At 71.4% G+C, this 14,283-nt stretch carries 13 protein-coding genes and 1 pseudogene; 4 read left to right on the top strand and 10 right to left on the bottom strand.

Features of this window, described 5'->3' with window-relative positions; all coding sequences use genetic code 11:
- Positions 1 to 28 precede the first annotated feature (28 nt).
- Positions 29 to 1,078, bottom strand: coding sequence for an ABC transporter substrate-binding protein (locus tag ACFY0P_RS15800; protein ID WP_388912243.1), 1,050 nt, complete (start codon positions 1,076 to 1,078; stop codon positions 29 to 31).
- Between the two features lie 198 nt (positions 1,079 to 1,276).
- On the opposite strand from ACFY0P_RS15800, the gene ACFY0P_RS15805 reads away from it, so the two are divergent.
- A complete protein-coding gene (locus tag ACFY0P_RS15805) occupies positions 1,277 to 1,819 on the top strand; it encodes a 2'-5' RNA ligase family protein (protein ID WP_388912246.1) in 543 nt (180 codons plus the stop codon).
- 10 nt (positions 1,820 to 1,829) lie between these two features.
- Here the strand turns inward: ACFY0P_RS15805 and ACFY0P_RS15810 are convergent.
- The 3 genes and pseudogenes from ACFY0P_RS15810 to ACFY0P_RS15820 form a co-directional block, all read right to left on the bottom strand.
- Positions 1,830 to 2,432: pseudogene (locus ACFY0P_RS15810) on the bottom strand (methyltransferase domain-containing protein); the annotation flags it as partial.
- A 21-nt stretch (positions 2,433 to 2,453) separates the two neighbouring features.
- Complete coding sequence (locus ACFY0P_RS15815) at positions 2,454 to 3,176, bottom strand: hypothetical protein (RefSeq protein WP_388912248.1); 723 nt, start codon at positions 3,174 to 3,176, stop codon at positions 2,454 to 2,456.
- Positions 3,177 to 3,473: 297 nt separating this feature from the next.
- A complete protein-coding gene (locus tag ACFY0P_RS15820; RefSeq protein ID WP_388912251.1) occupies positions 3,474 to 4,127 on the bottom strand; it encodes a DUF4262 domain-containing protein in 654 nt (217 codons plus the stop codon).
- A gap of 168 nt (positions 4,128 to 4,295) precedes the next feature.
- Here ACFY0P_RS15820 and ACFY0P_RS15825 point away from each other — a divergent pair, with 168 nt between their 5' ends.
- Positions 4,296 to 4,673, top strand: a complete 378-nt coding sequence (locus ACFY0P_RS15825) for a hypothetical protein (protein ID WP_388912254.1) — start codon at positions 4,296 to 4,298, stop codon at positions 4,671 to 4,673.
- Positions 4,674 to 4,703: 30 nt separating this feature from the next.
- On the opposite strand, the gene ACFY0P_RS15830 is transcribed toward ACFY0P_RS15825, so the two are convergent.
- The gene (locus ACFY0P_RS15830) at positions 4,704 to 5,234 is read right to left on the bottom strand and encodes a PaaI family thioesterase (RefSeq protein ID WP_388912257.1); all 531 of its coding nucleotides are present in this window, start codon (positions 5,232 to 5,234) and stop codon (positions 4,704 to 4,706) included.
- Positions 5,235 to 5,293: 59 nt separating this feature from the next.
- Positions 5,294 to 5,806: a winged helix-turn-helix transcriptional regulator gene (locus tag ACFY0P_RS15835; RefSeq protein WP_388912260.1), complete on the bottom strand. Its 513-nt coding sequence runs from the start codon at positions 5,804 to 5,806 to the stop codon at positions 5,294 to 5,296.
- 143 nt (positions 5,807 to 5,949) lie between these two features.
- Between ACFY0P_RS15835 and ACFY0P_RS15840 the strand changes: the two genes are divergently transcribed.
- Positions 5,950 to 7,533, top strand: a complete 1,584-nt coding sequence (locus ACFY0P_RS15840; RefSeq protein ID WP_388912263.1) for an MFS transporter — start codon at positions 5,950 to 5,952, stop codon at positions 7,531 to 7,533.
- Between the two features lie 69 nt (positions 7,534 to 7,602).
- Here the strand turns inward: ACFY0P_RS15840 and ACFY0P_RS15845 are convergent, their stop codons facing one another.
- The 4 genes from ACFY0P_RS15845 to ACFY0P_RS15860 are packed head-to-tail and all read right to left on the bottom strand — an operon-like array spanning position 7,603 to position 13,263.
- Entirely contained in the window at positions 7,603 to 8,763 is a 1,161-nt protein-coding gene (locus ACFY0P_RS15845) for an acyl-CoA dehydrogenase family protein (RefSeq protein ID WP_388912266.1), read from the bottom strand.
- Between the two features lie 5 nt (positions 8,764 to 8,768).
- Entirely contained in the window at positions 8,769 to 9,716 is a 948-nt protein-coding gene (locus tag ACFY0P_RS15850; protein ID WP_388912269.1) for a hydroxymethylglutaryl-CoA lyase, read from the bottom strand.
- Positions 9,713 to 11,635 carry an acetyl/propionyl/methylcrotonyl-CoA carboxylase subunit alpha gene (locus ACFY0P_RS15855; protein WP_388912272.1) on the bottom strand — a complete coding sequence of 641 codons (1,923 nt, stop codon included), beginning with the start codon at positions 11,633 to 11,635 and terminating at the stop codon, positions 9,713 to 9,715. Before ACFY0P_RS15855 ends, ACFY0P_RS15850 begins: the two co-directional genes overlap by 4 nt.
- Positions 11,636 to 11,646: 11 nt before the next feature.
- Positions 11,647 to 13,263 (bottom strand): carboxyl transferase domain-containing protein, encoded by a 1,617-nt coding sequence (locus tag ACFY0P_RS15860; protein WP_388912275.1) that lies wholly within the window; start codon positions 13,261 to 13,263, stop codon positions 11,647 to 11,649.
- 86 nt (positions 13,264 to 13,349) lie between these two features.
- Between ACFY0P_RS15860 and ACFY0P_RS15865 the strand changes: the two genes are divergently transcribed.
- On the top strand, positions 13,350 to 13,949 hold the full coding sequence (locus ACFY0P_RS15865; protein ID WP_388912278.1) for a TetR/AcrR family transcriptional regulator: 600 nt from the start codon (positions 13,350 to 13,352) through the stop codon (positions 13,947 to 13,949).
- The last annotated feature ends 334 nt before the right edge of the window (positions 13,950 to 14,283 follow it).

Consider the following 14,283-nt stretch of genomic DNA (forward strand, 5'->3'; position numbering starts at 1 on the left):
AGGAAGTTGTACGAACGTGTATGGAGGGTCAGCTGACCTTCTTCGCCGTCTCGATCGCCTTGGCGAGGTTCTCCACCATCGCGACGCACTTGTCGTAGGAGAAGATCGGCTCGGGGGAACGGGCGATGACCTGGCCGGCCTTGACCGCGGGGAGCTTCTTCCAGGTGGCCTGGGTGATGTCGGCGGGCTGGATGGTCGCCGTACGGTCGTCCATCATGATGATGTCGGCCTGGTACTTGTCGACGTTCTCCCAGCTCAGCGACTCGTACCAGCCGCCGCTCGCCTTCAGTACGGACGCCGACGGCTCGACGAAGTTCACGCCGAGGGCCTTGAAGTACTCCAGGTCCACGGAGAGGTTGGAGCCGGAGACGTAGAACAGGTCCTGGGCGGCGGAACCGGCCATCACCGTGATGTCGGGGTGCGCCTTGGCGGCGGCGCGCAGCCGGGAGGACGCCTCCTCGAAGCGCTTCTTCGCGTCCGTCACCTTGCTCGCCCTCATGTCCGCGCCGAGCGACTCGGCGAGCGCCCAGACGCGCTGGAGCGGGACGGTGAGCTGACGGTCGTAGGCCGAGATGCCGACGCTCGGGGCGAGCTTGGCGATCTTGTCCTTGGACTCGTCCGGGACGTACCAGAGGGTGCCGGCGCCGTCGAACATGGTGGTGATGAGGACGTCGGGCGCCAGCGCCGCGTACTTCTCGACGTTGAACTGGCCCCACTCGTTGCCGAGGATGGTCAGCTTGCTGATGTCCATGTCGCCGGCCTGGACGTCGGCCTTGCCGGCCTTGGTCTTCGTGGGCCCGAAGACGCCCTTGACGCTGATGCCGTAGTCGTACAGCGCGGCGGCGACGCCGACGAACGCGACGATGTTCGCGGGGACCTTGTCCAGCTTCACCGTGGTCCCGCGGTCGTCCTTGAACGTCCAGGGACCGGACTTGGCGGCGGCCGTCGTCTCCTTGTCGGAGGAGCCACCGCTTTTGTCGTCGTCACCGCAGGCGGCAAGCACGGCGCCGAGGCCGAGGGCGCCACCGGCGGCGAGGATGCCACGGCGGGTGGGGTGGGCTGCTCTGGCGTTGGACATGGCTGTGGCTGCTTTCGGACGTGCGGGAACACCGCCGGACGGGATGGAGATTAGGTTAGCCTAACCTCAGATCATGTCCAGGACCAGCCCCTGGGCGTTCCGCCCGGGAGTCGGCTCACCGAAGCCAACTCCCGGATGAACAATTCTCATTGACCCTCGCTGCTCCCCGAGGGCGGGACCTGCTGATAGACAGGTGCGATGGCGGACGTACAGGCGGATGAGTTCCGGGCGGGGCAGTCGGGGCTGATCGTGAGGGTCCCGGAGGCGGAGCCCGCGGTGGGAACATGGCGTGACCGCCTCGACCCCGCGGCTCGCGCCGGTGTACCGGCCCACGTCACCGTGCTCTTCCCGTTCCTTGACGCGGGCCTGATCGACGGCGGTGTCCACGCCGCGCTGGGCGACCTGCTCTCTCACCACCGGCCGTTCGACGCCCGCTTCGACCGCTGCGGCCGGTTCCCCGGAGTGCTGTACGTCGCCCCCGCCCCCGAACCGGCCACCCGCTTCAGACGCCTCACGGAGGCGATCGCCGAACGGTGGCCGGAGAACCCGCCGTTCGGCGGCGCATTCGACGACATCGTCCCCCACCTCACGGTCACCCAAGGCCAGGACGAGTCCGTCATGGCGAGGGCCGAAGCGAGCGTGCTGACCAGCCTCCCCATCGTGGCGCGGGTGTCGACGGTCGACCTGCTGGTCCACGACGGGAGGCGCTGGGAACGGCGGGCCTCCTTCCCACTGGGTTAGGCCTTTGCGGTCACCGGGGCCGGTAGGCGGTGGCCAGCACGGAGACGGTGACCCGGTCGGGCAGCGGGGCCTCGCCGCTCAGGTCCGCCTGGTTCAAGTGGCGTGCGCTTGGAGTCATCGCCAGCAGGTCGAGGGCCTCCTCCCTGGCCAGGGCCGCGCCGTACTCCACCTGTTCGGCGGCGGCGACGGCGAAGAAGGGATCCAGCGCCCGGTGCAGGCGCCGCTCCTTGGCCGGATCGACGGTCACCGTCGCAGGCAGTTGCTCGCGCAGTTCGGCCAGGTGGCGCCCGGTGGGGCGGACCACGATCAGCCGCCCGGTCGGGCGGAGCACCCGGTGGAACTCGGCCGGGTTCCGCGGGGCGAACACGTCCAGCACGACATCGGCGACCCCGGTGGCCAGCGGAAGGGGACGGAAGACGTCCCAGGCCGCGGTACCGGCTCGGTCATGGGCCCGCGCCGCCGCGCGCAGCGCACGTACCGATGTGTCCAGTCCGAGGCCGCGGGCGCCGGGCAGCCGGTCGAGAACGCCGGCCAGGTAGTAGCCCGTGCCGCAGCCCACGTCGAGCACCGTGGCCTGCTCGGGCGCGGTCGCGGCCGCCAGGCGTGTCACGGCGTCACCCGAGGTGTGAGGCGTTCAGCCGGATGTCAGCTGAGTCGTTGCTTCCCAGCCGTTCAGAGCGCGGCTGATCTCCAAGAGGCGGCCCTCGGGCAGGGCGAAGGCGTTGCCGGGGTTTCGATATGAGTGCCTGCCATCGTTGATGCAGGCGCCGTCTCCCAGCCGCCAGTGAGCAGGAGACCACTGGCCCTGGTTTTCCAGAAGCATGTTCGCCACTTCGGATGTCTCTTCGATCAGGGTGAGAGCTGTGAGCGCGGTGGTGAGCGGAACGGCTGCGTCGTCGGGAAGCCGCGCGTCGCCGAGTGCCGGGAAGAGCAGCAAGAGACGGGCGTCGGGGTCGGTAACGCCTTCCGTGGCCGGCTGTCGGGCAGTGGACAGCAACTCCGGCCAGGCCATGCCGGGCCCCATGAAGTGACCGTCGTCCACGGCAAGGGTTTCCGCTGCGGACCACGCCGGGTGATGTATCAGGTAGTCCACGCCGCGGTCGCCCTCGATGTTGCGGTAGACGACATGGATCGTGTGTCCCGAGGACAGAGGCACGCTGAAAACCGGCCACTCCCGCTCGGCCGACATCACGTGATACAGCTCCATGGCCGCGTCCCAGTCGGCACCGAACGCAGCTCGCTGCGCATCCTCAACACGCAAGCAGGAGCCGAGATGCACGGGCCAGAACAACGGCTCATCCAGGTAGGCAGTGCCCTGCACCAGAGGACCATCTTCGTAACCGGGGATCTTCAGCACCTGAGGATGATGGCACGAGGGTCGGACACCGCCCCGGGGTTCGAGGCTCGGCCGATCCGTCTCATTTTCCGCCTCATTCACCACCGTTCGCCGACGTTCAGCCGAGACCAGAAGGCCGCTCCCGGCCCCAAGTCGCTTCTGTCGGCGACGAAGCATGGCGTCGGCGTGGCCGCTCTCGCAGCGAGACGAGGTATCGGCCGCACCGAGATCACGGACGACTGGCGGGACTGGTAGGGCCCTCCCCGCAGCCTGCATGAAGGCCTGCACCAGTTCCAATGAGGGCGGCACGGGTGGCTTTCACGCGACCTGCGACCACGGTCCCTCGGTGTCGGACTTCGGGATCCAGAGCAGTGGTTGACTCGCCCGGCAGTAGTCGGTCACCCCGTCCTCCCAGGGGAAGCGTCCGGACTTGTCGGGCCAGAACAACTGCGTGACGGGCCACGGAGGGGCCTGGCAGAAGTCGATGCCGGCACCGAAGAAGTCCCGGTACCAGCTGGGGTGGACAGGCCGGACGGCGACGTCGTAGCCGTTGAGGACGTCGTCCCTGCGCTGGTCCGGCTCCAGGGGAAGACCACCGCGGATTCCAGCTCCGGCCGCGTTCACGACGGGCATGGCGACATCCGTCCGCAGGCCGAAGACACAGACCTCGGGACTGCGCAGCGTGTGCCACAGCCCGATGGAGTATGCCCAGTCCGCGGGTGCGTCGCCGCCGGCGCCCACACCCATGACGTGCCAGCCGAAGTCGGTGACGCTCCTGGCTATCCGGCTGTCCCGTTCTTCGAAGGCCGGGCCGTTCGGGGGCGGTTCGCAGAGGATGCAGAGGCAGGGGGAGTCGTCCATCAGGAGAGGGTAGATCAACTCGGAGTCCGGGCTGTCCGAGGGGCCGATCGCCGACCGGCCGAGCGACGAGTAAGGGCGAGTGAAGATCGCGTCGACGGCGATCCCGGCCACGCCCGTGACATTGGCCGGCCCGTCGCGCCCCCCTCGCGATGATCCGCGTGACGTGAACCGAGGTGGAGGTGTACTGGTCGGCACGTCCGATGGCGCTGGGCCGAGCGGTCGGAGCAGTTTGCGGTGGCCTGCCCGGTGTCCAGGCGCCGTCGGTGAGAGGCTGGGGGCATGCTGCTCCCGCCGGCCCATGGGAAGACCGAACTCATCGAGGTCGTCCGCATCACCGACCCCGTCCGGCACCTCGGTTCGGAGGACCTGGACGGCGACACTGTCGCGATCTGGGAGGGGGATCAGGCCCAGCAGGCCCTGTCCCTGATCACCGGCCTTCCAGGAAGCGAGCCGTACCGTTGCTTCCTCCCGGGCTGGGGAATCCGGGCGCACGGCTCCGCCGGTCCGCTTCTCGAGATCGCCTTCTGCTTCCGCTGCCACGGTGCCCGTGTCTGGGCGCCGGCTCTTCCTGCCGAACAGCGGGGCCAGACCTTCGACGCGGAGAGCCCTGCCGCACTCGAACTGCTCCACCGGTTCCGCGCCTGCCTGCCGGACTGATGAACGGGTCCCGGACACCGTTCCCCAGGCTCACGTGCCCTGGCGCCCCGTAACCGGAAAGAGCATGCAGCTGCTGGTCGCATGGGCCAGCAACCGGTCCTCGGAGTCGCGGAGTTCCGCCTGGGCGAGGGCGGTGCGGCGGCCGCTGTTGAGGACGGTGCCGATGGCGCGGACCTTGCCGGTGTCGACGGTGATCGGACGCAGGAACTTCAGGGTCAGGTCGATCGAGGTGTACCCGGCGCCCTGGGGCAGTACGGACTGCACCGCGCAGCCGGCCGCCGAGTCGAGGAGCGTGGCGTAGACGCCGCCGTGGACGCTGCCTATCGGGTTGTAGTGCTCCTCGCCCGGCACCAGGGCGAAGACCGCCCGGCCGTACTCGGCCTCCTCCAGGGTGAAGCCCAGGGCGGCGGCGACCGGCGGGGCGGGCAGGCGGCCGGCCAGGATCTCCCGGAGGAAGCCGAGGCCGCTGTGGTGCGGGACGGCGCCGGCGGAGACGGCGGGGTCTCCCCAGCTGAACGTGCGTGACCTGGTCCCCTGGCCGGGCTGGAAGTCGAGCGTCAAGACAACTCCTCGTAGTGGGTGGGCGCGGGCGCGGGCGCCGTGGCCGTCCGCCGGGCGTCTCAGTCGCCGTCGGGGTCCGGGTCGGGGCCGTCCGGGGCGACGCGGATGAGACCCGGGCCGGCGTCCACGAACGATTCCCCGCGTCGCACGTCGTGGCCGTCGTCGCAGCGCAGCACAGCGTGCACCGCGGCGCCGCAGTCCCGGTGGCGTACGACCACCGGAGGCCCCTGTTCGTCCGCGGCCCAGGTGTCGCCCCACTGCCGCAACGCCGTGAGGACGGGCAGGAAGTCCCGTCCCTTCTCGGTCAGCCGGTAGGCGTACCGGGTCCGCTGGCCGGGTTCCTGGTAGGGCACGCGTTCCAGGAGCCCGGCGGCGGTCAGTTCCTTCAGGCGCGCCGAGGCGGCGGGTTCGCCGATGCCCACCCGCCTGGCGAAGTCGTCGAACCGGCGGGTGCCGAAGAACGCCTCGCGCATGATCAGCATCGCCGTCCTGTTGCCGACGATCTCCAGAGTCCGGGCGACGGAGCAGTTGGCCATGGACCAGGCGTCCCGTTCCCGCACCAGGTCTGTCATCTCTCCGCCCTCCAGCTGACTTGCCTCATCCGAAGTCAGCCTATAGCGTCGAGCTGACTTCATCAATCGTAAGTCAGCTCGGGTCATCGAGGGCGCTGCCGCCTGCTGCCTGCCGCCCGCAGCCCGGCCGAGACGAGGACACGATGGCCACCACCCCTTCCCCCGCCCCGGGCCGGCTCAAGCCGACCGACCGGCCGCCCGGCGACCGGCCCTCCTCCCAGCAGCCCTCCCGGCGCGCGGCCGGCCTCACCCTCGTCGCGATGTGCCTGGGCGCCATGACGACCTTTCTGCTGATCACCGCGTCCGTGTCGGCGCTGTCGGCGATCCAGGACGACCTGCACGTCTCCCCGACCGGCCTCGTCTGGATACCCTCCGCGTACACCTTGCTCGTGGCCAGCCTGGTGATGTCCGCGGGCACCATCGGCAACCTCTACGGCCGCAAGCGCGCGTTCCTGGCCGGGGCCGCGGTCATGATCATCGGGTCGCTCACCGTCTACGCCTCGGGGTCGACCGCGGGCGTCATCGCCGGTCAGCTCGTCTCCGGCCTCGGCGGCGCCCTCATCCTGCCCAACAGCCTGGCCATCCTGGGCGCCGCCTTCCCGGACCCGCACCGGCGCACCGAGGTCGTCACCGCCTGGGCGGCCGCCTCCGGCATCGGGCTCGCCGCCGGCCCGCTGATCGCCGGCACCCTGCTGGACCACTTCCACTGGAACACGGTCTTCCTGTCGACCGCCGCCCTCGCGGTCGTCACCATGGCCGCCGCCGTCTTCGTCGCCGAGTCGCGCGGCCCCGCCGGCAAGCTCGACATCCCCGGCCAGCTCCTGGCCGCCCTGGGCATCGCCGCCCTCGTCTACGCCCTCATCGAAGGCGGACACGACGGCTACACCAGCCCCCGGATCCTGACCGCCTGGGTCGTCGCGGCCGCGGCCCTCGGCGGTTTCGTCCTCGTCGAGCGGGCCGCCCGCACCCCCATGCTGGACATGAGCCTGTTCCGGTCGGCGTCGTTCAGCGCCGTCATGTTCGTCGCGGCCGTCTCCCTGTTCGGCTTCACCGGGGTGGCCATCCTCTCGGTGCTCTTCTACGAGCGCGTCCAGCAGCTCTCCGCCCTCGACGTGGGCTGGCGGCTGCTGGCCTTCTTCGGCGTCTACGTCGTCGTCGCCTACGCGACCGGACGCGTGATCCGCCGTACCGGCTTCAAGCTCCCGCTCACCCTGGGCTTCCTCGTCGGGGCCGCCGCCACGGCCGGATTCACCACGCTGGAGCCGACCACCCCCTATGCCCGGGTGTGGTGGCTGTACGTGCTCTTCGGCGCCGCGTCCGGGATGGTGGCCGCGCCGAGCACCGCCGCCGCGCTGGTCAGCGTCTCCCACGAACACGCCGGCATGGCCTCCGGAGCCGTCAACGCCTTCCGCCAGATCGGGTCCGTCACCGGCTCCGCCCTCCTCGGCGCCCTGCTCGCGAGCCGGCTCCAGTCCCGGCTGCCCGACCGGCTCGACGCCCACCACGTCCCCCGGGCGGCCTGGCCCGCGGTCGAGCACGCCGTCTCCACGGGCACCGGCGGTCACGGGGCGACCCCGCCGAACGTGACCGCCGCGGTCGGCGACGCCTTCACCTCCGGCGTCCACGCCGGCATGGCCGTCGTCGCCGCCGTGTTCCTGTGCGCGGCCCTGGTCTCGGCCCTGCTGGTGCGCAACCGGCCGCACCACACCACCGCGGCGACGGACTGACGCGCGACGTGGATGCGCCCGCGGGCGTGCGCCGGCACCGAGGCCTGCCGAAGCTCACGCCGCCGGGCCTCAGCTCACCAGCCCCAACTCCCGCGCGATCAGCATCCGCTGCACCTCGCTCGTGCCCTCCCCGATCTCCAGGATCTTGGAGTCGCGCCACATGCGGGCCACCGGGTACTCGTTCATGAACCCGTAGCCGCCGTGGACCTGGGTCGCGTCGCGGGCGTTGTCGACGGCGATCGTGGAGGAGTAGAGCTTGGCGAGGGCCGCCTCCTTCTTGAAGGGCTCGCCCGCCACCAGGCGGGAGGCCGCGTCGCGCCAGGCCAGGCGGGCCGTGTGGGCCTTCATCTCCATGTCGGCGATCTTGAACTGGATGGCCTGGTTGGCGCCGATCGGACGGCCGAAGGCGTGGCGTTCCTTCGCGTACTTGACGGACTCGTCCACGCAGCCCTGGGCCAGGCCGGTGGCGAGGGCCGCGATGGCGATCCGGCCCTCGTCCAGGATGCGCAGGAACTGGGCGTAGCCGCGGCCCTCCTCGCCGAGCAGGTTGGCGGCGGGGACCCGGACGTCGGCGAAGGACAGCTCGCGGGTGTCGGAGGCGTTCCAGCCGACCTTCGAGTAGGGGGCGGCGACCGTGAAGCCGGGGGTGCCGGAGGGGACGATGATCGACGAGATCAGCGGCTTGCCGTCGGGCTTGCGGCCGGTCACCGCGGTGACCGTCACCAACCCCGTGATGTCCGTGCCCGAGTTGGTGATGAAGCACTTGCTGCCGTTGATCACCCATTCGCCGGTGGCGGGGTCCAGGCGGGCGGTCGTCCGCGTGGCGCCCGCGTCGCTGCCGCCGTCCGGCTCCGTGAGGCCGAAGGCGCCGAGGATCTCGCCGGAGCACAGGCGGGGGAGCCACTCGCGCTTCTGCTCGTCCGTGCCGAAGAGGTGGATCGGCATGGCGCCGAGGGAGACCCCGGCCTCGAGCGTGATCGCCACCGACGAGTCGACGCGGGCCAGCTCCTCCAGGGCGATGCCGAGGGCCAGGTAGTCGCCGCCCATGCCGCCGTGCTCCTCGGGGAACGGCAGCCCGAACAGGCCCATCCGGCCCATCTCGCGGACGATCTCGTACGGGAACTCGTGCCGCTCGTAGAAGTCGCCGATCTTCGGCGCCACGACGTCGTGCGCGAACTCCTCCACCGTGCGGCGGAGTTCTTCCAGTTCGGGGGAGAGGCGGTGGTCCATGGTCGTCACTCCTGGTGGGAGAGGGCGCGGACGGTGCGGGACGGGCTGGGTCGGCCCAGTTGTTCGGCCATCCACACGCTGGTGGCGGTGAGTTTGCCGAGGTCGACTCCGGTCTCGATGCCGAGGCCCTGGAGCATCCAGACCAGGTCCTCGGTGGCGAGGTTGCCGGTGGCGGACTTGGCGTACGGGCAGCCGCCGAGCCCGCCGGCGGACGCGTCGACCGTCGTCACGCCGTGTTCCAGGGCCGCGTAGGTGTTGGCGAGCGCCTGGCCGTAGGTGTCGTGGAAGTGCACGCCGATGACGTTCGTCGGCACGCCCTCCTCGTTGAGCAGGGAGAGCAGTTCGAGGACGTGGCCGGGGGTGGCCACGCCGATCGTGTCGCCGAGGCTCAGCTCGTCGCAGCCCATGTCGCGCAGCGCCTTGCAGACCCGGACCACCTGGTGGAGCGGGACCGCCCCCTCCCAGGGGTCGCCGAAGCACATCGAGACGTAGCCGCGGACGTGCACGTCCGCGTCCTTCGCCTGTCGGACGACCGGGTCGAAGACGGCCAGGGACTCGTCCAGCGAGCGGTTGAGGTTGGCCTTGGCGAAGGACTCGGTGGCGCTGGCGAAGACGGCGACCCGGCGGGCGCCGAGGGCCAGGGCCCGGTCCAGGCCGCGCTGGTTGGGGACGAGGACGGGGAGGGCGACGCCCCGGAGATCGGCGAGCTGGGGGAACAGGTCCTCCGCGTCGGCCAGTTGGGGGACCCACTTCGGGTGGACGAAGCTGGTCGCCTCGATCGTCGTCAGGCCCGCGTCCGCCAGGCGGTGGACGAACTCGGCCTTCACCGACGTCGGTACGGCCGTCTTCTCGTTCTGCAGGCCGTCGCGCGCGCCGACCTCGTGGATGCGGACCCGGGCGGGCAGGTCCGTGGCCGGTACGACCATGGGGAGGGCGCTCTCCGGGGCGGTCATGCCGTCTCCTCCTCGTGCGGGGCGATCACGGCCAGCACCTGGTCCATGGCGACCGTGGTGCCGGGCTTCACGTCGAGTTCGGCGACCGTGCCGGCGTGCGGGGCGGAGATGACGTGCTCCATCTTCATCGCCTCCACCACCAGCAGGCTCTGCCCGGCGGTCACCTCGTCCCCGACGGCGACCTTCACGACGGTCACCGTGCCGGGCATGGGCGCGGTGAGCGAGTCGGCGCCGGCGTGCGCGGTGCGGTTCAGCGAGGCGGCGACCGGGTCGTGGTCGCGGACCTGCCAGGCGTCGCCGTCCCGGCCGATCCAGTCGCCGGCGCGGTGGAAGGTGTGCCGGACGCCGTCCAGGGTGACGGACACCTGGTCGGCGGTGACGGTGTGCGTGCCGTGCGGGGCGTACTCCACCGGGTCCTGCACCCGCAGGTGGAAGCCGATGGGCCGGGGGGTACCGCCGAGGCGCCAGCCGCTGGGCACGGAGAAGGGATCCGTCCAGCGCCCGTCCGCCGCGACCGGCCGCAGCGCCTCCAGCCGTACGGCCGCCGCCGCCTCGTACACCTCGTCCGGGACGTCCGTGGTGACCAGGTCGTCCACCACCCGCTCGACCAGGCCGGTGTCCAACTCGCCCGCCACCACCGCCGGATGGGCAAGGAGGCGACGCAGGAAACCCGCATTGGTCTGCACGCCGAGGGTGACCGTCTCCGCGAGGGCCCCGCGCAGCTTCCGGAGCGCGGTCTCCCGGTCCGGGCCGTACGCGATCACCTTGGACAGCATCGGGTCGTAGAGACTGCCGACCTCGGTGCCCTCGCTGAGCCCGGAGTCGGTGCGGACGCCGTCCCCGGAGGGCTCGTTCAGCAGGAGCACCGTGCCGCCGGTGGGCAGGAAGCCGCGCGCCGGGTCCTCGGCGCAGATCCGGGCCTCGACCGCGTGCCCGGTCAGCCGGACGTCCTCCTGCGCGAACCCGAGCCGCTCCCCGGCCGCCACCCGCAGCTGCCACTCCACCAGGTCGAGGCCGGTGACGAGCTCGGTGACGGGGTGCTCCACCTGGAGGCGGGTGTTCATCTCCATGAAGTAGTACGACGAAGGGTCGCCGCCCGGCACGATGAACTCCACCGTGCCCGCCCCGACGTACCCGCACGAGCGTGCCGCCTGCACGGCGGCCTCGCCCATCGCCGCCCGGGTCTCCTCGTCGAGGAGCACGCTGGGCGCCTCCTCGATCACCTTCTGGTGCCGGCGCTGGAGGGAGCACTCGCGCTCGCCGAGGTGGACGACGTTGCCCTGGCCGTCGGCCAGGACCTGGATCTCGATGTGCCGGGGGCGGTCGATCCACCGCTCGACGAGGAGGGTGTCGTCGCCGAAGGAGGCGCGGGCCTCGCGGCGGGCGGCGGCGATCTCGTCGTCCAGGAGCGTCAGGTCGCGCACCAGCCGCATGCCCTTGCCACCGCCGCCGGCGGACGGCTTGAGGAGCACGGGTGCCCCCAACGCGCGGGCGGCCTCCGCGAGTTCGGGGTCACGGCCGCCGGGCACCACCGGCACCCCGGCCGCCGCCACCGTCTCCTTGGCGCGGATCTTGTCGCCCATCAGCGCGATGGCATCCGCGGGCGGGCCGATGAAGACCAGCCCGGCCTCCTCGCAGGCCCGCGCGAAGGCCGCGTTCTCGGCGAGGAAGCCGTAGCCCGGGTGGACGGCCTGGGCGCCGGTCCGCGCGGCCGCCTCCAGCAGCCGCGGCACGGACAGATAGCTCTCGCCGGCCGGCGCCGGACCGATCCGGACCGCCGTGTCGGCCTCCCGGACGTGCCGTGCGTCCGCGTCGGCGTCGGAGTACACGGCCACCGAGCGGACGCCCAGCGAGCGCAGCGTGCGGATGACCCGGACGGCGATCTCGCCCCGGTTGGCCACGAGTACGGTGTCGAACACGAGTCCCCTCCTCACATCCGGAAGACGCCGAACTGGGGGTCACCCAGCGGCGCGTTGCCACAGGCCGTCAGGGCCAGTCCCAGCACCTGCCGGGTGTCGAGGGGGTCGATGACCCCGTCGTCCCAGAGGCGGGCGGTCGCGTAGTAGGCGTTGCCCTGGCGCTCGTACTGGGCGCGGACGGGGGCCTTGAAGGCCTCCTCGTCCTCGGCCGGCCAGGACTCGCCGCGTGCCTCCAGCTGGTCCCGTTTGACCGTGGCCAGCACGCTGGCGGCCTGCTCGCCGCCCATCACCGAGATCTTGGCGTTGGGCCACATCCACAGGAAGCGGGGGGAGTAGGCCCGGCCGCACATGGAGTAGTTCCCGGCGCCGTACGAGCCGCCGACCACCACCGTCAGCTTCGGCACGCGCGTGCAGGCCACCGCCGTGACCATCTTCGCGCCGTGCTTGGCGATGCCGCCGGCCTCGTAGTCCTTGCCGACCATGAAGCCGGAGATGTTCTGCAGGAAGACGAGCGGGATGCCGCGCTGGTCGCACAGCTCGATGAAGTGGGCGCCCTTCTGGGCGGACTCGGAGAAGAGGATGCCGTTGTTGGCGACGATGCCGACCGGGTGGCCGTGGATGCGGGCGAAGCCGGTGACCAGGGTCTGCCCGAACTCGGCCTTGAACTCGGCGAACCGGGAGCCGTCGACGACCCGGGCGATGATCTCGCGGACGTCGTAGGGGGTGCGGGAGTCGACGGGGACGGCGCCGTAGAGGCCGTAGGGGTCGGCCTTGGGCTCGGTGACGGGCGCGACCTCCCAGGGGAGCGCGCGCCGGGCCGGCAGCGTGGCGGCGATGTTCCGGACGATGCGCAGCGCGTGCGCGTCGTCCTCGGCGAGGTGGTCGGTGACGCCGGAGACGCGGGAGTGGACCTCGCCGCCGCCCAGCTCCTCGGCGGTCACGACCTCGCCGGTGGCCGCCTTCACCAGCGGGGGGCCGCCGAGGAAGATCGTGCCCTGGTTGCGGACGATGACCGCCTCGTCGCTCATGGCCGGGACGTAGGCGCCACCGGCGGTGCACGAGCCGAGGACGGCGGCGATCTGCGGGATGCCCGCCCCGGACATCCGGGCCTGGTTGTAGAAGATCCGCCCGAAGTGGTCGCGGTCCGGGAAGACCTCGTCCTGCATGGGGAGGAAGGCGCCGCCGGAGTCGACCAGGTACACGCACGGCAGCCGGTTGTCGAGGGCCACCTCCTGCGCGCGCAGGTGCTTCTTCACGGTCATCGGGTAGTACGTGCCGCCCTTGACCGTGGCGTCGTTGGCGACGATCACGCACTCGCGCCCGCTGACCCGGCCGATCCCGGCGATCACGCCGGCCGCCGGGGCCGCCCCGTCGTACATCCCGTCGGCGGCCAGGGGAGCCAGCTCAAGGAAGGGGGAGCCGGGGTCGAGGAGGGCGTCCACCCGGTCCCGGGGCAGCAGTTTCCCGCGCGCGGTGTGGCGGGCCCGCGCCTTCTCGCCGCCGCCCAGCGCGGCCGCGGCGAGCTTCGTGCGCAGCTCTTCCACGAGGACGCGGTGCGCCTCCTCGTTGGCCCGAAAGGCCTCCGACGCGGGGTCCACCGCGCTCGTCAGCTCCGGTGCCTGGTCCATGCCGCGATCCCCTCACTTTGTTAATGAGCGTTAACGCATTGCCTTCAGGTTAACGACCGCTAACCTCCCTGTCTAGAATTGCCTTCATGGTCACGAGAACCGACGCCCCGAGCCGCCGCGAGCAGATCCTCAAGGAGGCCGCCCGGCTCTTCGCCGAGCGCGGTTTCCACGGCGTCGGCGTGGACGAGATAGGGGCCGCGGTCGGCATCAGCGGGCCCGGTCTCTACCGGCACTTCGCGGGCAAGGACGCGATGCTCGCGGAGCTGCTGGTGGGGATCAGCGGGCAGTTGCTGACGGGGGCCAAGCGCCGCCTGGCGGAGGCCGACGGGGACACCGCGCCCTCGGCGGTCCTGGACTCCCTCATCGAGGGCCACATCGACTTCGCCCTCGACGACCGTCCACTGATCACCCTGCACGACCGGGAGCTGGACCGCTTGCGCGACAGCGACCGCAAGCTGGTGCGGCAGCTCCAGCGGCAGTACGTCGAGCTGTGGGTGGAGGTGGTCCGCGGCGTCTACCCGGCGCTCCCGGAGCCCGCGGCCCGCTCGGCGGTCCACTCGGTCTTCGGCCTCCTGAACTCCACCCCGCATTTGGGCCGACCGGGTTCCCTGCCGGGCCGCGGCGCGACGGCGGTCCTGCTGCACCGGATGGCGCGGGGCGCCTTCGGTGCGGCAGCGGAGGAGTGACGGGGGAGGAACGACGGCACCTTTCCGGGCCTGGCGCACCGCACCGCCCACTCCCCCCAATCCGCCGCGACGGCGATCAGCCACGACGGTGGTGCTCGGCGGTGCCGCAATCGCTCGGGTCGGTTCGGCACCGCCGGACCGCGCCATGGTGGCTGATCGCCGTCGCGGCGGGACTTGTACGGGCGGGGCTCGAAGGCCCAGGGGGCTTCTCGTGGGCGGGGCGGGATTTCTTGCCGGCGGGGCCAGGAGGGCTCTGTCGTCGGCGTGACGAGCGTTACCCCCTTGCTCCCCTTCCCGCCCTGGACCCGTCGGCCTACCCACCGGTACTTTGGAG

The organism is Streptomyces sp. NPDC001714, assembly GCF_042892755.1.
Lineage (GTDB): Bacteria > Actinomycetota > Actinomycetes > Streptomycetales > Streptomycetaceae > Streptomyces.